The following is a 19,662-nucleotide window of genomic DNA, read 5'->3' as shown; positions in this document are numbered from 1 at the left end:
CGCCACATGGCCACAACTCAGTTCGATGTAGTCCTGCTCGGCGAGCCGCTCGTCGAGGTTTCGACCACCGAGGCCTTTCGGCACGGAGCAGACGGTGTGCTCGGAGTATCGGGCGATGTCGTCAACGCAGGTGCCGCCGCTGCTGCTGCGGGGGCTTCGGTAGCCCTCGTCGCGCGGGTATCCGACGACGAGCTCGGCGACGCTGTCTGTCGGCGAATTCGTGAGCTCGGCATCGACGACACCTTCGTTCGGCGAGTCCCCGGCCAGCAGGGTGTCTACTTCCTGCACATCGATCCGGAGGGTAATCGCCAGTTCTCCTATGCCCGAGCCGGTTCGGTGGGCAGCCAGCTCGATGTGGCGGACCTGCCCGTGGGCGTGATCGAGAATGCGGGTGCCGTCCTGGGCGGCGGAATCGCTGCGGCACTGTCGCCGACCCTCGCCCGCACGATGCTGCACGTGGCGCAGCATTCGGGCAGATTTGTCTACGACCCCAACTTCCGCCCCAGGTTGACGACGGCCGATCAGGCGCGCGACTTCCTGCAGAACATCGCCGCCTACTGCGAGGTGATGGTGCCGTCGGCACCGAGTGAGATCGAATTGCTTCTCGGCACAGACGATCCTGCGAGTGCTGCGGCGTCCCTGATGGGCTGGGGTGCGCGCTCTGTGGTGGTCACCCAGGGCTCCGACGGGTCCAGCATCTTCGCCGAGGAGGGACGGTTCCATCAGCCGGTGATTCCCGCCCTCCAAGTGGTCGATCAGACCGGTGCCGGTGACGTGTTCGCCGGCACCCTGACTGCGCGTCTCGCTCTCGGCGACGATCTTCGCGAGGCCGCGGCGATGGCTGCAGCCGCGGCATCGCTGAGCGTCGGTGGACGCGGCGGCACCGGTCTCATTGCACCGCTCGACGAGATCCGCCGCCACAGTGAGCGATACCTCAGCGAGCGAGTAGCGACATGACGGCGTCCACACGGTTGTCCGACGCGACGGCCACGGTCGCCCGTCCCACCTCCAGTGGAATCGTGCATCTCGGCGTCGGAGCGTTCCACCGGGCGCATCAGGCAGCGTTCACTTACGAGGCCGGACTGTTGACCGGGGAAACGAACTGGGGCATCACGGGTTTCACTCAGCGAAGCAATACCGTGGTGGAGCAGCTCGCCCCACAGGACGGGTTGTTCACCCTGGTGCAGAAGGGGATCGAGGAGACTACGGCCACCGTCGTCGGCTCGATGCTCGACGTACGGAACGCCACCGCGAACCCCGACGCAGTTGTCGAGGCCATCGCCGATCCGGGAACGCACATCGTCACTCTGACGGTCACCGAGAAGGGATACCGGCTCGACCCTGCGTCGGGCCGACTGCGTCTGGACGATCCGGAGATCGAGGCCGATCTGAGCGGTAGGCCGCCGCGTACGGTGGTCGGGCAGTTGGTGGCGGGGTTGGCTCGGCGCATGGCAGGCGATTCGCCTCTGACGGTGCTGTGCTGCGACAACCTGCCGTCGAACGGTCGAATTCTGTCCGAGCTGGTCCACGCTTTCGTCGCCGCCCGTGACCGTGACGACGGCCTGGCCGGATGGATCACGCGTCGAGTCACGTTCCCCAGCAGCATGGTCGATCGAATCGTGCCCGCTACCACTGACGACGACAGGGCGGACAACGAGCGAAGAACCGGCCTACGCGACGACGCTCTGGTGGTGTGCGAACCGTTTCGGCAGTGGGTGATCGAGGACGATTTCGCGGGTCCACGGCCGGCGTGGGAGCGAGTGGGCGTGCAGTTCGTCGACGACGTGGAGCCCTGGGAGACGATGAAGCTGCGGGTGCTCAATGGCACCCACTCGGTGCTGGCGTACCTCGGCATCCTCCGTGGTCACCGCACCATCGCCGAGGCGGTCGGGGATCCGGTGCTCGACGAGATCTGCCGGACAATGGTTCTCCGAGACGTCGCACCGACGATGGCGGCTGGAATGGATGCTGTCGGGTACGGCGACGAGGTCCGGGTGCGATTCGCCAACCCGGCGCTGAAACACACCACCCGGCAGGTGGCGATGGACGGATCACAGAAGCTCGGTCCGCGCCTGTTGGGGACTGTGCGTGATGCAACGTCCGCCGGTGGCTCGACGGGCATGCTCGCTCTCGCCGTCGGGGCCTGGTGCGCTTTCGTGCTGGAGGAAGCGAAAGCCGGACGTGTGCTGGATGATCCGTTGTCGACACAGCTGTCCCGTGCCGGATCGGCGTCGGACCTGCTCGGTATCGACTCCATCTTCGGGCCCGATCTCGGGGCCACTTCACCGTTCGGCACGCAGGTCGTTGCGTGGACCGACTTCCTACGGACCGACTCGCTGAGCGAGTGGAAACGAGTGTTGACATGACCTCCGAACACGAAGAATTGCTCGAAAACCTAACTGCCCGTGATGTATTGCGCGTAAGCCCTGTTATTCCTGTTGTCGTCATCGATCGGGTCGAGGATGCGGTTCCGCTGGCTCGGGCTCTGTATGCCGGCGGTATCGGCATCATCGAGATGACGCTGCGTTCGGAGGCCGCTCTCGGTGCCATCGCAGCAATCGCTGCGAACGTGCCGGAAGTAGTCATCGGGGCGGGAACGGTGCTGATCCGCGAGGACGCGCTGAGATCGGTGGATGCCGGCTCGCGATTCCTGGTCTCGCCCGGATCCCCGAGGGGGCTGCTCGACGCGGCCCGCGCGCTGCCGGTTCCGCTTCTGGCGGGAGTGTCGACGGCGACCGAGGCGATGACGGTTGCCGAGGGCGGATCGACCGAGATGAAGTTCTTTCCGGCCGAGTCGTCGGGAGGGACATCGGCGCTGGGAGCTCTGGCGGGTCCTTTGCCTCACTTGACGTTCTGCCCCACCGGTGGGATCACTCCGCAGAACGCCGTCGACTACTTGGCGCTGCCCAACGTGGTGTGCGTCGGCGGTAGCTGGCTCACGCCGCGCTCGCTCGTGCAGGCGGGGGACTGGGCCTCGATCGAGGAACTGGCTCGTTCTGCGAGTGCGCTGTCCAGCGCCTAGTTCGGTTCGCGAAGGGTCATTGACGGATTGGTATAACAGTGCTTGTATATCACTGTGGCGAGCGCCACCAACCTCCCTCGATGAGGCACCGGTCTCACGTAGGCCCGCGGCGAACTCGCATCATGAACTCATCGATCATCACCAGCAATGGAGCTTCGGATGTCACAGGACACCAACGAATCGACGGACGATCGCGGTAACACCGCCGTCCCGACTCGCAGCACGAAAGACCTCACCAAGGCGGCGATGTCCGGTTGGCTGGGTACGGCAATGGAGTTCATGGACTTCCAGCTGTATTCGCTCGCCGCCGCGATCGTCTTCAATCGCATCTTCTTCCCCGACGTCAGCCCGGCGATCGGATTGATCGCCGCCATGGCCACGTACGGCGTCGGCTATGTCGCGCGCCTGGTCGGTGCCATCTACTTCGGCCGGATGGGCGATCGAATCGGTCGAAAGAAGGTCCTGTTCATCACCATCGCGATGATGGGTGCCTCCACCACCCTCATCGGTGCGCTCCCGACGTACGACGCGATCGGCATCATGGCCCCGATCCTGCTCGTCGCCCTTCGCCTCATCCAGGGATTCGGCGCCGGAGCCGAAATCGCCGGTGCCACGGTCATGTTGGTCGAGTACGCACCGGACAAGCGTCGAGGCCTCATCGCCTCACTCGTCTCCCTGGGCACCAACTCCGGAACCCTTGCTGCGTCCGCCATCTGGGCCTTGCTGCTCGCTGTACTGTCCGAGGATCAGTTGCTCAGCTGGGGCTGGCGCGTACCGTTCCTCGCGAGCTTCTTCCTGATGATCTTCGCGGTGTGGTTGCGCTCCAACCTGAGGGAGAGCCCGGTCTTCGAGGAGCGTGCCGATGTGGTCGACGGTGTGGCCCTCTCACGCGACGAGATCGAGAAGACCGACGAGGAACTGAAGGTCAGCGTTCTCGAGTCCGGCCTCAAGCAAAAGAAGGGCCGCGCGTTCTTCATCGCGCTGGGTCTGCGGTTCGGTCAGGCCGGCAACTCCGGGCTGATCCAGACATTCCTGGTTGGCTACATCGCGTCGACGCTGCTGATCGATCGTTCCATTGCCACCAGTGCAATCGTCTACGGTTCCCTCATCGGCTTCGCCACCATTCCGATCGTCGGCATTCTGGGCGACCGATTCGGTCGTCGTCCGATCTATATGGTGCTCAGCGCGCTGACGATGATTCTGGCTTTCCCACTGATGCTGATGGTCACGAGCGGCAACACAGTGGCCCTCGTCGTCGCAATGGTGCTGGCCCTCAATCTTGGTGTGCTCGGCCTGTTCTCACTCGAGAGCGTGACGATGGCGGAACTGTTCGGTGCGCGAACCCGCTTCACGCAACTCGCACTGGCCAAGGAAATCGGCGGCATCCTCGCCACCGCGATCGGACCGTTGCTCGCCGCCAGCCTCACCGCATGGACGGGTAGCTGGTGGCCCATCGCGGCGATGCTCGTGATCTACTCCGCGATCACCCTGGTCTCGTCCTACCTGGCACCGGAAACCAAGGGCCGCGATCTCGTCAGACTGAACGACGCAGCCTGAGTGCCTACGGCAGTGGTGTCGTTATGTGCCCCAGACGGCGCTCAACCGCACCACTGCCGCAGGCACTAGCGCATCGCCGCGTTGTGGAAGTCGGTCTCGGCGGAGAGCATGCCGGCGAACCACTCGTCCAGCGTTGCGTCGTCCACACCGTCCATGGCGTCGACCTCGCGGGCCAATGCGTCGACCTGTGCCACGAAGGCGGGTCGGGTGTGCATTTCTATCCACTCCTGCAACGCCGGTTCTCGATGGACCGACGTATCGAGTGCTGCGCGACACCAGGACAGGTACAGGGTCTCGGCGGCGAACATGGCCACCAGAGCCGCAGCCCTTCCGTCTCGACGGGCGAGTCCCAGTGCGTAGTTGGACAGTACGGACGAGCTCTCGATCAACTCGCGCACATCGCCGTAATACGGAAACTGCTCGCGCAGTCCCGCGAAGTATTCGCGCTGTTCACCGACGAGGTTGGACAGTGACATCACGTGATCGGTTGCGTCGTCCAAGGACTCGGACTCTGCAACCACGAGGCCCAGGATGCGTACGGCCGTGAGCACGAACGCTTCCTCGATCACCAGGTATCGCCGAAAGTCGTCGTCGCGCAGTGTGCCGCGGATCGAGTCGGTGATGAAACTGGCCTGCTGCGCGGCAACGAGGTTGCGATGTTGCCGCGCAGTCAGTTCGGTGGATCGACTCATTCTTCGGACAGCCAGGTGATCAGGCCGTCGAACAGATCGGTGTATCCGAGCCATTGCTCGCAGAATTCCGGCGGTGCCCAGTGCGGCGAGCAGTCGGAGGTGAAGACCGCCGAGCGGCCTTTACCGTAGGTGCCCGCAGCGACGAGCGGATCGCCGTTGATGGTGGCGGGTACGGCAACTCCGTCCTTGGCGATCACGCGGTTGTAGCCCAGTAGAGCCGGCCACTCGGTACCGCTGGCGCTCACGGTGGGATGCGTGCCGTCGACCACCACGGGGATCATGCCGCCGGGCGTCTCCACGCGATCGTCTTCGGCGAGCATCGTCACCGGCAGCGCGTCTGCGAGTGCCGTCTGCCGAAACGCTGCTCGGGCCTGGAATCCGGAGAACGAGAGGTAGCCGCCGATCATCAGCAGTGCACCGCCGTCGTGCACCCAGTTCCGGAGCTCGACCAATCGATCCTCGCCCGCCTGAAACCGGTCGAAAACGCTCGGCGCGAGCTGAATCGAGTTGGCGCCGATGTCGGAGAGCACGATGACGTCGTAGGCGGACAGGGCGTCTGCGCTGCCGGGAAACTGGGTCGGGACCAAGTGCGCGGGCATGTGCACCACGTCGTGTCCGCGGGAGGTCAGGGCATCCTTGAGCGGTCCGACGCCTTCGACGTAGGAGTGCACAGTGAATTCGTCGACCCCTTTGACGTGGGTCGAGGTGGTCATCCAGCTTTCACCGGCGATCAGAACTTTCTTACCCATGGTGGTTCTCTATCCTTTTCCGGCGCTCTCGAAGAGCGACCTGGGGTTGTCTCGCATCAGCGAGGAAACGTGCTGTGGATCGATTCCGCTGCGCACGAGTCGGGCTGCGAAAGAGATTGGTACGTAGGCCAAACCGTTGCCCCCGAAGGCGCGGAGCATCGACTTGAGGAACAGGTCGTGACTGAGGAGCAGTTGCTGTCGGTACCCTCCGCCGATGAGACCGGCGACCGCGAAGGCGGTCTCGGCGGGTGACGGAGACTGCCCCTCGCCCGGGAACTCGAAGGGCATGCCGATCATGTCGAATTCGAGATACACCCCGCGATCGCCCAGAGCGCATTGGTAATCGGGATCGTTGCCCGACGGGTCCATGTGGCAGAGCACCACAGCACTCGGGTCGACGCCCATCTCATCGATGACGATGTCGAGCACTTCGTGCCCGCGCCGCTGCCAGCCCGGAAGATGAACGAACAGTGGTACATCGACTTCTCGTTGGGCGACGCACGCTGCGCGCAGCGCTTTCTGTTCGTCGGCGGTGAACGACGGCGAGACGCCGATCTCCCCGATCACTCCGGGACGAGGTCCGTCGTCCGCGGTGAACTCGGCAATGAGTCCCGACGCGAGCTGGTCGACGCCGAGCGACGCGACCTCGGCCGGGTGCGTGGCCTCGAGGTACCAGCCCGAGCCCATGACGACGCGGACGCCCGATTCGAGGGAGTACCGTTCCAGAATCTCGGGCCGACGACCGATTCCGGGCGGCGTCAGATCGACGACGGTCGCCCCACCGTGATCGGCAAAGGTTTTCAGGTCTGCCAATACGGCTGTCGCGTCGTCGATCCGACAGTTGTCGGCGCTGTGATAGGGATTGTCGTGCAGCAGCCATGCATCTCGAGCCGAGATCGGTCCGGAGAGAGCCTGTGCCACAACGGGATCGGGCGACTCCGAGTACGCCACGGAGGCGTCGTTGTGCAGGTGCTCGTGTGGCAGCACCAGCCCCAGTTCGCTTGAGTCGACCGGCCCCGTGACCGTCGTGACGATCACTGCTTGCCCGGAGCGCTCTGCAAGTGCTTGAACAGCGACGCCAGTGAATGCCCACGCATGTTGATCCAGATGGCGACGAGCAGAACGATTCCGGTGATGATCGGGGTGAGGAACGGGCTGACGCCCAGCAGGGTCAGGCCGTTGGCAATGATGCCGGTGAGGACCGCACCGATCACGGTGCCGACCACGGTGCCTCGTCCACCGAACAGATTGGTACCGCCGAGCACCACCGCGGTGATGACGGTCAGCTCGAAACCGTTGGCGGAGTTGGCCGATCCCGAGCCGAGCCGTGCAGCGATGAGTAGGCCGGCGATGCCGGCGGCCAGGCCGGTGAACACCAGCGTCATCATCAGCACGCGGCGAGTGTTGACGCCGGAGCGTCGAACGGACTCCACGTTGGAACCGATTCCGGTGACGTAGCGGCCGAAGCGGGTGCGGTTGAGGGCAATTGCGCCGATGATCACCACGGCCAACGCGATCCACGCACTTGCCGAGAATCCCAACCAGGACGCAGTACCGAGCTTCGCGAACGCGGTGCCCGGGGTGATGGGGACGGAGAACCCTTCGGTGCGGTAGAGCGCAATTCCGCGGATGATGGACAGCGTGGCGAGGGTGACGATGAATGGTGGAATGCCCTGGTAGGCAGCGAGCCAACCGTTGACCAGGCCCCAAGCCGCTCCCATCAGCGGGGCCGCGATGAACACCACCGAGGAGTCCACGCCTGCCTGAATGAGCTCTGCACTCATCGCGGCGACGAAGGCGACGGTTGCTCCCACCGAGAGGTCGATCTGGCCGGTGGTGATCACGAATGTCATGGCGACGGCGATGATCAGGACCGGTGCGATCTGCGTCGCGAGGTTGGAGATGTTGGTGAAGGTCAGGAACGAGGACGTGGTGACCGAGAAGACGATGGCCACCGCGACGGTGACAGCCAGCATGGCCAGTGTCGGCTTGTTGGTCTGTTGCCACAGTGATGGGCGCGCAGCGAGTTTGGCGACGCTGGGCTGCGCGTTCTTGTCGAGTGTGATCATGGTCGGCCTTCCGGCGAGGACGGTGAACGCTGGGGAACCGGAGTGCGTGTGATCAGTCCGACAAGCGATTCGATGTTGAGGTCACCGATCGGTACGTCGTCCACGCTCTGCCCCTCGTACATGACGGTGATGCGGTCGCACACCCGGAACAGATCCTGCAGCCGGTGCGTCACCAGGATGACTCCGACGCCCTGTGCCGCAACGTCGGTGATGAGTTTCAACACCGACTCCACCTCGGCGACGGCCAGTGCAGCCGTTGGCTCGTCGAGGATCAACACGTCGGGGCGGAACGACACGGCGCGGGCGATCGCGACGGTCTGCCGCTGCCCGCCCGAGAGCTGCCCGATCTCCTGGTACGTCGACTTCACTTTCACATGCAGGTCCGCCAGGATTTCGGCAGCGCGCTCGTGCATACCGTGCCGGTCCAGAAACGGTCCCTTGCGGGGTTCGCGCCCGAGGAACAGGTTGCTGGCGACGTCGAGGGTGTCGCACAGTGCCAGGTCCTGATAGACGATGCCGATCTTCTGCTGTTGTGCATCGAGTGGCGTCGAGAAGCGAACCGGTTCTCCGTTGACTCGCATCTCACCACCGTCGTGTTGAACGGCGCCGGCAAGGATTTTCATGAGCGTCGACTTGCCGGCGCCGTTGTCTCCGACGACCCCGAGTACCTCGCCGCGCGCGAGCCGAAGATCGACTCCGCGAAGCGATTTCACCGGGCCGTACGATTTGGTGATTCCCGACAGTTCGATCAGTGGCGCAGTCGGATCTTGTTGTGCCATGTGCTACTTCTCCAGGTAGTACATGTAGTCGCCCACGTTGGCGGGGGTGACGATCTGCGTGGGAACCGGGATGTCCGCAGGTGCGGTGCGTCCGCAGCCCAGGTCGATGGCGGCATTCATTGCTTCGTAACCGAACTCGAAGGTGTTCTGCTGCACGACGCCTTCGAGCCAGCCGGCCTGCAGTGCCGACACTGCCTGATCCGACAGGTCCCAGCCGACGGCCTTGATGCGGTCCTGTGCGCTCTGGCTGTTCACTGCGGCAACCAGCCCGATGAGTGCCGGTTCACCGGTGGCATAGACGTACTCCATATCCGGGTTGCCGGTGAGCAGGTTCTCCGCGGCGGTCTGCGCGTTCTCCTGGATGTTGCGACCGTCGACAACGGTTCCGACGGTCATGCCTGCAGCGGAGACGGTGTCGGTGAATCCCTTCTGACGCTCGAGCTGAATGGTGCTGTTGAGCGCACCGACGATGCCGACGGTCCCGGTGTTGTTCGCGAGTTCGGTGAGGGTGTTGCCGATCTGAGCGCCACCCTCGGCGTTCGCGGTGCCGACCTGGGTGGAGACTCCCGGGGCGTCGACGGTGGCGTCGACGGCGACCACCGGGATACCTGCTGCGGCGGCCTTGGCGACGGATGGCTTGATGCCGTCGGTGTCGATGGCGTCGACGATGATGGCGTCGACACCGGAGGCGATGAGGTTGTCGAACGCGTTGGCCTGCGTGACGGAATCATCGTTTCCGCTGATGATCTGTAGATCGACCCCGGCTTCGTCGGCCACCTTCTGGGCGGCGTTGTTGATCTGGTTGAAGAACAGCGCCTGCAGGTTGATCGTGACCAGACCGACCTTCAGGCTGCCGTTCTTGCCGTCGCACGTGTCGGCGACTCGGGACGGATCCGGAATGGACGACGCGGCCGCGTCGGTGCCGCCCGATGTGTCGCTGGTGGAGGCGGAGTCACAGGATACGAGGGTGAGGGCAAGTGCCGCACCGAGAACGAGGGGAAGTGCGCGTTTGATCATCGGATCTCCTGAAGATCGACAGTAGCGAGGGTGGCGGTGAATTCGTTGAGTTCGGTGATGCTGGGGCATCCGCGTGGTCCGGCCGTCGCGCAGGCGAGAGCTGCCGACGCTCCTGCGAGTCGGGCTGCGCGAGCGGGATGTTCGCCTGCGTCGACGAAGGCGATGTACGTACCGCAGAAGCAGTCTCCGGCGCCGACGGCATCGATGACGTCGACCGATACTGCGGGTTCGGTGATCGTCTCACCCGAGGGCGTCACCAATGTCCACCCGTGTTCGCCGTCGGTGACGACGAGATGGGTGTCGTGCTGGGCAGTCAGCATCGACCACCGTTCGGCATCGATGCCGAAGCTGTTCTGCCACAGACTGCGTCCGACGATGACGTGATCGGCGAGGGCAAAAGCGCGCAGTGCGGCGTCGAGATCGTCGCAGCCGTCGAGGTCGATGGCAAGGCTGACGTTGTCGGGTAGTTCGGGTGGGAGCATCTCTGCTCGGTAGCCGTCGACGAACAGTCGTCCGCCATCGATGGAGAGGGCGTCGAGGACGGTCGTCAGTCGGTGTGCGTCGTTGGCGTCGTCCTGGCTGATGATCGAACGGTCGCCTCCGTCGGCGATGAGAACGACTGCGGTGGAGAGGAATGCGTCACGCGGTGCCCAGCTGGTGTCGACTCCGTCGTGCTCGAGCCCGGCGAGAAACTCGGTGGATCGGGCGTCTGGGCCCACTGCGCCAGCGAAGGCTACGCGGGCACCCATACGGGCTGCGGCTACCGCGGCGTTCGCGTTCATGCCGCCGTCGATCGAGTCGATGGCCGTTGCCTGCACTCGCTCGCCCAGAACTGGAACATGCGGAACATGCACCGTCACATCGTTGTTGGCGTAGCCGAAGAAGACGATCATGGCTATTTCCCTGCCGCGCGGGCCACGGCGCGAACCTTCTCGCCTGCGACGCGTCCCCACCAGCGAGCGTTCTCCTTCACCGAGGAGGCGATGATGGCACCGTCGCATTCCTTCATGAGGTCGCCCACGTTGGCGGCGGTGATGCCGGAGCCGATGATGACCGGAAGCATCGTGTTGTTCTTGATCACCGAGACCTCGTCGACCGAGGCGGCATCTCCGGTTCGTGAGCCGGTGGCGATGAGGACGTCGGCGTCGAAGAACTCGGCGTCCTCGGTCTGCTCGGCGATGGTGCGGTCCGCGACGATGGCATGTGCGCCGTGCTTGACGTGCACGTCGGCGAAGATCTTGACCGGATCGGCACCGATGCGGTGACGGAAGCGGGTGGTCTTGGCGGCCTGGCCCTCGATGAATCCTTCGTTGGCGATGTAGGCGTTGGCCCACTGGTTGACGCGCACGAAGCTCGCGCCCGCTGCCCACGCTGCGGCCACGCCGCATTCGCCGGCATTGGACAGGATGCTCACGCCGACTCGGTTGCCGAAGTCGCCGACGACGGCGGCCGTGACCACGCCCATGCTGGCCGCGGTTTCGTAGCCGTGTTCGCCCGGCTTGAGGAACGGTATGTCCCAATGGTTCTCGACGATGACACCGTCGAAGCCGTTGTCGATGTACGCGTGTGCCTCTGCCAGGGCGAATGCCGAGATCTCGGAGACGGGTTGACCCTTGTAATGCGGGCTGCCGGGTAGAGCGGGCAGGTGAATGGCACCGATGAGCGCTGGTGCCGAGGTGAAGATCTCGGCCAGAGCCGACGGCTTGGTCGGGAAGACTCCCAGCGATTGCTCGGGGTGCTGGTCCGACAGGGACGTACTCACGTAGGGAACTCCTCGGGTGATCGTCGGGCGAGGGAATGTAATCGATTACCTCGCATGTATGCACCGTAAAGGATCGACACCCATCCATGTCAAGGAATTCCGGAGTCGTTTATGTAAACGATTACCTCTACTGTGTAAACAGCAACGCAAGCGACTGCGCGGTTCGATAACCTCGGGTCCTCACGTGAGAGTAGGAGTTGGATGCGTAAAGCAACCATTCGCGACGTTGCCGAGCGCGCAGGTGTCTCGACGGCCACGGTGTCTCGAGCACTGTCGGGCTCACGTCCGGTCTCGGAGGACATCGCTGCCACCATCCGGCAGGCGGCCGAGGATCTGGGATATTCGGGCAACATCATTGCCAGTTCGCTGCGCCGCAACAGAACGGACACGGTCGGCATGGTGGTACCGAGCATTGCCAACCCCTTCTTCACCTCGCTCGTCGTCAACGTCGAGCACGTGCTGTCGCAGCGTGGTCTGCAACTCTTTCTGTGCGATTCCCGATCCGATCCGGAGGTCGAAGCGCAGAGGTTGCGCAGCTTGGTCTCGCGTCAGGTCGACGGCATCATCATCAGCCCGTGCCACGGGGAGCGGTCCGCAGAGGCCGTGCGCACCACGGCCCGCGCCATTCCCGTCGTTCAACTCGACCGCTTCGCGCTCGACACCCACACCGACTGGGTCGGCGTCGACGACGATGCTGCGCAGGCGCTGGTCATGGATCATCTTGCTGCGCTGGGTGTTCGGAGTGCAGCCTTCATCAGTTCCGAGCTGACCAACTCGTCGACCGAGCTGCGTCGGGCCGGCTTCTTCCGTCACGCGCAGAGAGTGGGAATCGAGACGCGAGAGGAGTGGACGCTGTTGGGCGACTACTCGATCGACTGGGGACGTGAGTCCTCGCGGTCGATGCTCGGAGCGTCTTCACGTCCCGACGCGGTGGTGTGTGCAGACGATCTGATTGCACTCGGCGTTCTGCAGAGTTGCCAGGCGCTGGGCTTGTCGGTTCCCGCTGATGTCATGGTGACCGGGTTCGACGACATTCCGTTCTCGGCGTTGAGCAATCCGCCTCTGACGACCGTCCGGCAGCCGCAGGAACGCATCGCGGCGGAGGCCACTCGGCTGTTGGATCAGGCGATGAACAGCGACGAGACGGGTACTGCGCACATCGCTCTGCAGCCGGAGTTGGTGGTGCGTCAGTCGACGGTAGGCCAGGCGCGCGTCACTGCGGTGTAGGCGGTGATGGCGGCATCGAGTTCCTCGAGTGCGACGGTTTCGTCGGCGGCATGCATCAGGGCCGGCGTCCCCGGTCCCCACACCACGATCGGCGCACCGGGAGCCGCCGCGGCGATGATGGATGCGTCGGTGAAGTACGTGACCGGTTCTGGCGCAACGGAGTGCGGTAGCTCGTCGACCCAGCTGTTTCCACCCGCCGTCCTCACGCCGGGCAGGTCGATTCGCGCCTCGACGTGGTCGACCTCGGGTTGATCGCGCCACCACGACAGCAGTGTCGAGCCGTCACCGACGGTTCGATGATCGACGACGACGTGTGCGGTGTCGGGAACGATGTTGGGGGCCGATCCACCGTCGATCATCCCGACGTTGAACGTCTCTGCGCCCAGGAACGCATCCGTCGACAACGGGAGTTCGTCGCGAGCCCGTGCCAGGACGTCGACGAGCTTCATGATGGCGCTCTCGCCCCGCTGCGGTGTACTGCCATGTGCAGCAATACCTTTGGTTGTGACATCGACCCACAAGGCACCGCGATGGCCCAGATGTACCTGATTTCCTGTTGCCTCGGGCACCACCACCGCACCCACCGAACATTCGGCCACGGCGTGACGAGCGGCAAGTGCGCCGAGCGATCCGATTTCCTCGTCGCTGGTGAGCAACAGTGCTGCGGGAACACCGTTTTCGAAGGCGTCGAGCACAGCGGCCGTAGCGGCCACCAGCCCGGCCTTCATGTCGGACGTACCTCGGCCACGCAACACGCCGTTCTCGATATCGGCAGCGAACGGGTCGAACTGCCAGTTCGAGAGATCGCCTGCCGGAACGGTATCGACGTGGCAGGCGAACATCAGCCGCGCCGCCGTTGGAGGCGCATCGTTGGTGATCAACAGCCACGGGTGCGGGCCGTCGCGATCTCCCTCGACCGCGATGCCGGTCGTGCGTGCCGAGAGTACGGAGACGACGGCATCCATGGAGGAACGCTGAGGCACCGGGTCTCCGGACACGGTGCGTTGTGTGACCAGCTCGGCGAGCAGGCCCGCGGCAGTGGTGCGGTCAAATGCCATGGGAAGCAATCGATCGCATCACTGCGGCGGCAGCCGCATCGGGGGCCTGCGTCGGAATCCAATGCGAGATCCCGGGCAGCACTGTCAGCGTGTACGCCGCATCGACATACCTCTGGGTGGTGTCGACGGCAGCACGGCCGATGAAGGTGTCGCCGTCACTCCACACCATCGAGGTCGGCACGGTGATGCGCAGTCGACCGATGCCCGGGCTCGAGAACGGCAGTCCGCGGTACCAGGTGACAGCGAAGGGCAGCGCGCCGTAGTCGACGATGTCCGTCTTCGTGCGTTCGAGGTCCTCTTCGGTCATGCCGCTTGCCCTATACCACTTTTCGGCTCTCTCGCCAGGCCGCGTCATCCATTTCTCGGGCAGTATCGGCAACTGGAAGAACGCGAAGTACCAGGAGTGCAGTATTTGCTTCGAGTTGAAAAAGCCGGTCATGAATGCACCGGGGTGGGGAACCGAGAATGCCGTCAGCGACAACACCAGGTCGGGTCGTCGGCCTGTGGTGACCCATGCGATGTTCGCTCCCCAGTCGTGCCCCACCAGATGTACCGGAGTCCCGATCCTGTCGATGAGAGCGACGACGTCGCCCACCAGCGCTCCGACACGATAGTCGCGACGCCGCGTCGGCCGGGCGCGCGGTGAGTATCCGCGCTGATCCGGTGCGACAGTCCGGAAACCGGCATCGTTCAGGATCGCCATCACTGCGGACCACGACGACGCTCGCTCGGGAAAACCGTGCAGCAGCAACACAACCGGGCCGTCCAGCGGTCCCTGATCGATGACGTCGAACACCAGACCGTCGTGGGTGTACTCGGTGATTCGCTCCACCGAGGAGCCGCTCGTCAGCATGTGCTGGGCACCGACTGGCCTGCGAACACGGCGGCCAGGAACTGCATGGCCGCTTCGTCGCTGACATCGTGGCCTTGCTCGGGCTGTTCCTGCGCGACGATCGAATCGCCTAGGGCACATGCTCTTTCGACGCCCTCGGCAGTCCACTGGGGTAACACGATATCGTCCTTTGCACCGTAGGCCACGAACATCGGCACCTCGCTCCTCACTTGCGGCAATGTATAACGTCCGACGACGTCGAGGAGCTTCTGCTCCGATTCTGCCGAGTCGGCGGCGAACTCGTCCGGCGCCATCGCCTGGACTGCCCGAGCCTTGCCTTCTGTGTCTCCGCCCTGGCAGGTGAGCAGCAGCTCGTTGTTGGCCTCGGCGACGCTGCCGCTGTAGTCCTTAGGATCGATGGCGGGGTCCACTTGCTGTGCGCCGTAGAGCAAGTACGGCAACAGTTCCTTCTGCGGTGTGGTGAGAGTTCCGTCCATACCGGATCGAACGAGAGGCGTCAGGTCGGTCGGTGGTGAGAGCGATACCGATCCGACGAGGTCGAGCCCCTGGCCGTACGAGGCAGCGAGTTCGTTTGCAGCCCATGCTGCTTGGCCACCCTGCGACAGGCCGACTGCGGCCCAGCGTGCGGACGTCTCGGGCAGCGCATTGTGGACTGCGCGGGCCGCGTCGATCATGTTGTTGCCGGTGGTTCGCGGTTCCAGGTACGGGTGCGTTCCACCGCCGGTGCCCAGTCCCTGGTAGTCGGGTAGCACAGTGACGTACCCGAGTGCGGTGAAATCCTGCACTGCGAATTGGTACCCGATCAGATCGGGATACAGGGTGGGTCCGCAGTCGGCCTGTATGCCGGTGGTGCCGTGCCCGTAGACGACGATCGGCCAGCCGCCCTCGGGTGCGGTGCCTGCCGGAACGGCCGCTACACCGGATACCGCCGTCGGGGAACCGTCGACACCCGACGTCGACTCGTACACGAAGCGATACAGCGTTGCGCCTGTGTTCGAGAGTTCGGCGGATCGCTCACCGAAGTCCTCGTATTCGAGAACAGTGCCCGGCACGCCCGTCAGGTCGTACTGCGGGGCCTGGGCGGTGGTGGTCGTCGGTTCGTCGAGCGTGGTGTCGGGTGTGGAACTGCATCCCCCGATCACGGCCAATGCGAGGCAGCACAGGGCAGCGGACATCGAACGGGAAAAGGAGAGCACACCGCGTGTCTACCAGAAAGGAGCCTCGTTCGGCCGATGCCTGGGGTTTCGCATCACCGCCCCTACCGAAATTCAGACAGAATTTCTGCTGAGGCCTGAAGTGGGGCGTGGCCGTCTGGAATGACCCGGTGGCATCCGTCGAGTTCGACGGTCAAGTTTCGGATATTCGACGGCCAGGCAGCCACATATGTCGTCGTCGCCGTCCGCGTTGCTGAGATGGAGCAAGTTCCGGCGCGTGGCAAGTCCTCGATCGAAATCCCGATCTCATCGGTGACGCCGACGTTGACTGTGCCGTCGAACAGGCAGTACGTGTAGCCGATGGTCAGACCGGCGGCTGGATCACTACCCACGACTGGGTCCGAGTAATGAGGGGAGCAGCTCGACACACTGAGCCGGGGCCGTTCGAGAACAGGGTCGCGATGTTCCACCACGTCCACCGATTCGAGTGCTCGGATTGCCTCGATCCCTTCTTGTTTCGGGAGGCCGCATTCTCCAACGGGAACTGAAGGTTCCATCGCTCGGCCCTGTGCGTCTTCGAGCCAAAGCTGCTCGGGCTCAGCGATGCTGTAGGTCGGACACAGGTCAACAGTCAGTGAGGGTTCGGACGGCTCGTTCAGCAGGCGTATTGCGGTGGAGAGGTCTCCCGCTCGGCGTAGCTCGCGGTACACGACGGTCCCATCGGACTCGACGGTTTCGCCGCCATCGCACATGACCGCGGCCACCGGCACAAAATCGTCTGGAATTGTTCCTGGGATCGGCCGATCGACAGCCGGGGTCGGTCTGTCGAGTTGCTGGGGAACCTGGCATTGGAATGCGTCCGCCGAGCCGACCTCGGCGACAGGCCGGACGGGCCCGAGCGAGGTCGGTGAGCCGCAGGTGACGGCCGTGATCGCGACGAGCAGCGCTCCCACGAGCCATCTCCACGTCATGGGCTCACGCTAGTCGGCGATTTTGCATCGTGTCTGTGTCATGTGGAGTAACTACCCCATTGCCGCTGGAAGAAGTCAGCGAGCTTCGCACCCGAGCTCCCAGCCGAATCGGTGGTACGCCAGGCAACATGGCCGTCGGGTCGGACGAGAATTGCTCCAGCCTCGCCCACCTCGTACAGCGATATCAGCTCGTTTCGATCGACACCGACGGGTGCGTCCACACCGACGAGCGCGATACCGGGACGTACGCCACCGAGTTCCTGCACGACCGGTGCCCAGTCCGAGCCTGCGAAGGTGAACAGCGACAGCATGTTTGGGTCCAACACCTCGTGCGGCGACACGATTCGACCGTCGACGCAAAGAATGGCGTGCGGCATGCGCGCACCGGGGTAGGTGGTGGGCACGTAGTCGACGACGTCCTCTACGGGGTTCGGCGACGTGTCCTGGGCAATCAGTGGGCTGTCGTAGAGATACCCGAATTGCAGACCGGTGGAGACGAAATGCTCCACCTGCAGGGGAATCGCCGCTGCGATCTCGGTGCGCAGTTGCGCCGATCCCGTCACGTCCGGTCGCAGGCTTCGTGATCGCCTCATCTGCTGACGAGTTGCCGCCGCCGCGACGGGTGCTATCAGTCGGCCCGGGATCTTGTTCAGTGGTGCCCGCCTCATGGCCTGAGTTGCTGTGGCGAGCATGGCGTTGGTGATTCCCACCCGCTTACCGATGTCGTCCATGCGGAAATGGTTGGCGACGCTCTGCTCGGCAAATTTCTCCACCACTGGCCGGCGCTCGATGTCGTAGGTGTCGAGCAGCGCCGAATCTGCCGCGCCGGAGAGCACGGCGTCCAGTTTCCACGCCAGGTTGTGAGCATCCTGCACTCCGGAATTGAGCCCGAAGCCGCCGGTGTGCGGAAAGCGGTGGGCGGCATCGCCCAGTAACAGCAGACGATCGCGGCGGAAGGCGTCAGCAGTCTGTGAGGTCATCACCCACGTTCCGGTCGATTCGAGTTCGAAGTCCTTGGTTCCCAACGCCTTCGGCAGTGTCTTCTCCCAAAAGCTGCGACCGTTCCTGGCGATCTCCTGCGCGGGGTGCAGATACGCCGTCATCAGGATGTAGCGGTGATCCGCATGAGAGATGAGCACTCCGCACAGGTCCGGTGTGTAGATCCAACTCAGCAGCGGACGCGCAGCGTCCGGAAACAGCGTGTTCGACGTGAAGAACGCACTGCCCATATTGGCGAGTATCGGACCGGTCAGCGAGATGCCGGCCGCGTCCCGGGTGGCGCTGTTGGCTCCGTCGCAGGCAAGGACGTACGGCGCACGCACCTCGGAGACGTCGCCCGTCACGGTTCGGAAGGCGACGCGCGCGTCGCTGGAATTCGATTCGACCGATTCCACGGTGACTCCGCGGCGGAATTCGATCAGAGGTTCAGCGTCGACTGCGGCCCACAGCGCGGGCATCAGAATGTGCTGGCCGATGTGCGAGACCATGTAGGGGCTCTGGCTTTCCACAACGGCTGTGCGTTCGGGATCGGACAGCAGGTCGATCGACCCGATGGCCCCATCGGCCAGGCCGCCGTACCAGCTGATCAAGTTGACCTGTTCGTGTGGAGGAGACATCGCTGCTATCGACTCGGCCAACTCGGGGCTGTACTCGTTCCAGATTTCCAGCGTTCGAGCATTGATGACGTGCGCCGCCGGATGGAACAGCGGGCTCGTTCGACGCTCGAGCAGTACCGTGCGAATGCCCCTGCGCGCCAGCAGAAGCGCCGCGGTGGTGCCGGCCGGTCCGGCTCCGATGATGACGATCTGGCTGCTCATCGGACGATAGTTTCCTGGGTCCCCAGATCTATCGATCCGTCCGGGGTGCGGATGGTGGCAGTGACCACGTCGTCGACCGAGAGGTACTTCGGGTTCTTGGCCTGGCGCGCGAAGAAGAACTTCCATTTCAGCGCCGGCGGAACGAGCTCGCCGATCTTCTGGATTACCTTGGGTGGGGCTGAGATCGCGGTACCGATGGGCGTTCCGGTGAGCAGGACGTCGCCCGCTGTCATGTTCTGAAAACGCGCCAGCCTGCTGAAGGCCTCGGCGGGAGGGGTGATGAGATCATCGCCGATGGTCTGGTCCTGACGGATCTCGCCGTTGACCGCCAACGTCATTCGTAGTTCCGGCAGTCGACGCAGTTCGTCGTTGTCGAGCAGAACCAACCGAGGACCCAGCGGGGTGAAGGTGGGATACGACTTGCTCTCGTACACTTGTACTTTCGTCAGTTGTATTTCCCGAGCCGAGACGTCGTTGGCGACGACGAACCCCGCAACGTACGACGCGAGGTTGTCGTCCGTGACCGTCGTCCCGATGGGAATGTCGGCACCGACCACCACGCCCAGTTCGATCTCGTAGTCGAGCAGCGCTACCTCCGGCGGTTGCCGGATGGGGTCGTTCGGCCCACTGATCGACGCGGAGGATTTGCGGAAGAACGTCGGCTGCAGGGTGTTCGGGTCCGCTCCGGTGTCGATCGCGTGCGAACGGTAGTTGAGCAACTGTGCCACCACTCGGCACGGTGCGGTGATGGGTGAGATCAGCTCGAGCGCGGAGACGTTCGTCCCGGTCCCCGACGCGGCGTCGACGGCCGGCCGATCGGTCAGTAGTTCACGGGTTGTCCGAGCGGCAGTGTCGATCCGAACAGCCTGGTCGCCGTCGAGACGCCACCAGCTGTCCTCGGTTCGAATGATGTTGACTGACATACTTCTCGATCC

At 64.1% G+C, this 19,662-nt stretch carries 19 protein-coding genes; 5 read left to right on the top strand and 14 right to left on the bottom strand.

Features of this window, described 5'->3' with window-relative positions:
- Positions 1-6 precede the first annotated feature (6 nt).
- From CH286_RS05915 to CH286_RS05900, 4 genes are all read left to right on the top strand, one after another.
- Positions 7-957 carry a PfkB family carbohydrate kinase gene (locus tag CH286_RS05915; protein WP_094608659.1) on the top strand — a complete coding sequence of 317 codons (951 nt, stop codon included), beginning with the start codon at positions 7-9 and terminating at the stop codon, positions 955-957.
- Positions 954-2,366 carry a mannitol dehydrogenase family protein gene (locus CH286_RS05910; RefSeq protein WP_094608658.1) on the top strand — a complete coding sequence of 471 codons (1,413 nt, stop codon included), beginning with the start codon at positions 954-956 and terminating at the stop codon, positions 2,364-2,366. The genes CH286_RS05915 and CH286_RS05910 overlap by 4 nt, the downstream gene beginning before the upstream one ends.
- Positions 2,363-3,022: a bifunctional 4-hydroxy-2-oxoglutarate aldolase/2-dehydro-3-deoxy-phosphogluconate aldolase gene (gene eda, locus CH286_RS05905; RefSeq protein WP_094608657.1), complete on the top strand. Its 660-nt coding sequence runs from the start codon at positions 2,363-2,365 to the stop codon at positions 3,020-3,022. Before CH286_RS05910 ends, eda begins: the two co-directional genes overlap by 4 nt.
- Before the next feature lie 159 nt (positions 3,023-3,181).
- A complete protein-coding gene (locus CH286_RS05900) occupies positions 3,182-4,579 on the top strand; it encodes an MFS transporter (RefSeq protein WP_032405826.1) in 1,398 nt (465 codons plus the stop codon).
- 65 nt (positions 4,580-4,644) lie between these two features.
- Here the strand turns inward: CH286_RS05900 and CH286_RS05895 are convergent, their stop codons facing one another.
- The 8 genes from CH286_RS05895 to CH286_RS05860 are packed head-to-tail and all read right to left on the bottom strand — an operon-like array spanning position 4,645 to position 11,647.
- A complete protein-coding gene (locus CH286_RS05895) occupies positions 4,645-5,271 on the bottom strand; it encodes a TenA family protein (RefSeq protein WP_094608656.1) in 627 nt (208 codons plus the stop codon).
- Positions 5,268-6,020 carry a glutamine amidotransferase gene (locus CH286_RS05890; protein ID WP_094608655.1) on the bottom strand — a complete coding sequence of 251 codons (753 nt, stop codon included), beginning with the start codon at positions 6,018-6,020 and terminating at the stop codon, positions 5,268-5,270. Before CH286_RS05890 ends, CH286_RS05895 begins: the two co-directional genes overlap by 4 nt.
- A 9-nt stretch (positions 6,021-6,029) precedes the next feature.
- Entirely contained in the window at positions 6,030-7,058 is a 1,029-nt protein-coding gene (locus tag CH286_RS05885) for a phosphotriesterase family protein (protein WP_094608654.1), read from the bottom strand.
- Positions 7,055-8,089, bottom strand: a complete 1,035-nt coding sequence (locus CH286_RS05880) for an ABC transporter permease (protein WP_032405316.1) — start codon at positions 8,087-8,089, stop codon at positions 7,055-7,057. The genes CH286_RS05885 and CH286_RS05880 overlap by 4 nt, the downstream gene beginning before the upstream one ends.
- A complete protein-coding gene (locus tag CH286_RS05875) occupies positions 8,086-8,868 on the bottom strand; it encodes an ATP-binding cassette domain-containing protein (RefSeq protein ID WP_037147221.1) in 783 nt (260 codons plus the stop codon). Before CH286_RS05875 ends, CH286_RS05880 begins: the two co-directional genes overlap by 4 nt.
- A 3-nt stretch (positions 8,869-8,871) precedes the next feature.
- The gene (locus CH286_RS05870) at positions 8,872-9,885 is read right to left on the bottom strand and encodes a substrate-binding domain-containing protein (RefSeq protein ID WP_032405317.1); all 1,014 of its coding nucleotides are present in this window, start codon (positions 9,883-9,885) and stop codon (positions 8,872-8,874) included.
- Positions 9,882-10,778 carry a carbohydrate kinase family protein gene (locus CH286_RS05865; protein WP_094608653.1) on the bottom strand — a complete coding sequence of 299 codons (897 nt, stop codon included), beginning with the start codon at positions 10,776-10,778 and terminating at the stop codon, positions 9,882-9,884. The genes CH286_RS05870 and CH286_RS05865 overlap by 4 nt, the downstream gene beginning before the upstream one ends.
- A gap of 2 nt (positions 10,779-10,780) precedes the next feature.
- The gene (locus tag CH286_RS05860; RefSeq protein WP_230592645.1) at positions 10,781-11,647 is read right to left on the bottom strand and encodes a BtpA/SgcQ family protein; all 867 of its coding nucleotides are present in this window, start codon (positions 11,645-11,647) and stop codon (positions 10,781-10,783) included.
- Between the two features lie 201 nt (positions 11,648-11,848).
- Between CH286_RS05860 and CH286_RS05855 the strand changes: the two genes are divergently transcribed.
- Positions 11,849-12,874: a LacI family DNA-binding transcriptional regulator gene (locus CH286_RS05855; protein WP_032377610.1), complete on the top strand. Its 1,026-nt coding sequence runs from the start codon at positions 11,849-11,851 to the stop codon at positions 12,872-12,874.
- On the opposite strand, the gene CH286_RS05850 is transcribed toward CH286_RS05855, so the two are convergent.
- From CH286_RS05850 to CH286_RS05825, 6 genes are all read right to left on the bottom strand, one after another.
- Positions 12,835-13,932, bottom strand: coding sequence for a M20 family metallopeptidase (locus CH286_RS05850; protein WP_094608652.1), 1,098 nt, complete (start codon positions 13,930-13,932; stop codon positions 12,835-12,837). The genes CH286_RS05855 and CH286_RS05850 overlap by 40 nt on opposite strands.
- Positions 13,922-14,785 (bottom strand): alpha/beta fold hydrolase, encoded by an 864-nt coding sequence (locus CH286_RS05845; protein WP_094608651.1) that lies wholly within the window; start codon positions 14,783-14,785, stop codon positions 13,922-13,924. Before CH286_RS05845 ends, CH286_RS05850 begins: the two co-directional genes overlap by 11 nt.
- Positions 14,779-15,981, bottom strand: coding sequence for a lipase family protein (locus tag CH286_RS05840; RefSeq protein WP_094608650.1), 1,203 nt, complete (start codon positions 15,979-15,981; stop codon positions 14,779-14,781). The genes CH286_RS05845 and CH286_RS05840 overlap by 7 nt, the downstream gene beginning before the upstream one ends.
- 62 nt (positions 15,982-16,043) lie before the next feature.
- Complete coding sequence (locus CH286_RS05835) at positions 16,044-16,910, bottom strand: hypothetical protein (protein ID WP_094608649.1); 867 nt, start codon at positions 16,908-16,910, stop codon at positions 16,044-16,046.
- Positions 16,911-16,948: 38 nt separating this feature from the next.
- On the bottom strand, positions 16,949-18,727 hold the full coding sequence (locus tag CH286_RS05830; protein WP_094608648.1) for an FAD-dependent monooxygenase: 1,779 nt from the start codon (positions 18,725-18,727) through the stop codon (positions 16,949-16,951).
- A complete protein-coding gene (locus tag CH286_RS05825) occupies positions 18,724-19,650 on the bottom strand; it encodes a fumarylacetoacetate hydrolase family protein (RefSeq protein WP_094608647.1) in 927 nt (308 codons plus the stop codon). The genes CH286_RS05830 and CH286_RS05825 overlap by 4 nt, the downstream gene beginning before the upstream one ends.
- Positions 19,651-19,662 lie beyond the last annotated feature (12 nt).

Source organism: Rhodococcus sp. WWJCD1, from assembly GCF_002258735.1.
Taxonomy (GTDB): Bacteria; Actinomycetota; Actinomycetes; order Mycobacteriales; family Mycobacteriaceae; genus Rhodococcoides.
The sequence above is the reverse complement of the archived record's forward strand: the minus strand, read 5'-3'. Positions and strand labels throughout refer to the sequence as shown.

Coding starts and splice junctions, on each gene's coding strand:
- CH286_RS05890 (WP_094608655.1), bottom strand. CDS start 6,020: ATGGGTAAGAAAGTTCTGATCGCCGGTGAAAGCTGGATGACCACCTCG.
- CH286_RS05835 (WP_094608649.1), bottom strand. CDS start 16,910: ATGACGTGGAGATGGCTCGTGGGAGCGCTGCTCGTCGCGATCACGGCC.
- CH286_RS05900 (WP_032405826.1), top strand. CDS start 3,182: ATGTCACAGGACACCAACGAATCGACGGACGATCGCGGTAACACCGCC.
- CH286_RS05870 (WP_032405317.1), bottom strand. CDS start 9,885: ATGATCAAACGCGCACTTCCCCTCGTTCTCGGTGCGGCACTTGCCCTC.
- CH286_RS05875 (WP_037147221.1), bottom strand. CDS start 8,868: ATGGCACAACAAGATCCGACTGCGCCACTGATCGAACTGTCGGGAATC.
- CH286_RS05850 (WP_094608652.1), bottom strand. CDS start 13,932: ATGGCATTTGACCGCACCACTGCCGCGGGCCTGCTCGCCGAGCTGGTC.
- CH286_RS05895 (WP_094608656.1), bottom strand. CDS start 5,271: ATGAGTCGATCCACCGAACTGACTGCGCGGCAACATCGCAACCTCGTT.
- CH286_RS05825 (WP_094608647.1), bottom strand. CDS start 19,650: ATGTCAGTCAACATCATTCGAACCGAGGACAGCTGGTGGCGTCTCGAC.
- CH286_RS05845 (WP_094608651.1), bottom strand. CDS start 14,785: ATGCTGACGAGCGGCTCCTCGGTGGAGCGAATCACCGAGTACACCCAC.
- CH286_RS05910 (WP_094608658.1), top strand. CDS start 954: ATGACGGCGTCCACACGGTTGTCCGACGCGACGGCCACGGTCGCCCGT.
- CH286_RS05830 (WP_094608648.1), bottom strand. CDS start 18,727: ATGAGCAGCCAGATCGTCATCATCGGAGCCGGACCGGCCGGCACCACC.
- CH286_RS05865 (WP_094608653.1), bottom strand. CDS start 10,778: ATGATCGTCTTCTTCGGCTACGCCAACAACGATGTGACGGTGCATGTT.
- eda (WP_094608657.1), top strand. CDS start 2,363: ATGACCTCCGAACACGAAGAATTGCTCGAAAACCTAACTGCCCGTGAT.
- CH286_RS05915 (WP_094608659.1), top strand. CDS start 7: ATGGCCACAACTCAGTTCGATGTAGTCCTGCTCGGCGAGCCGCTCGTC.
- CH286_RS05855 (WP_032377610.1), top strand. CDS start 11,849: ATGCGTAAAGCAACCATTCGCGACGTTGCCGAGCGCGCAGGTGTCTCG.
- CH286_RS05880 (WP_032405316.1), bottom strand. CDS start 8,089: ATGATCACACTCGACAAGAACGCGCAGCCCAGCGTCGCCAAACTCGCT.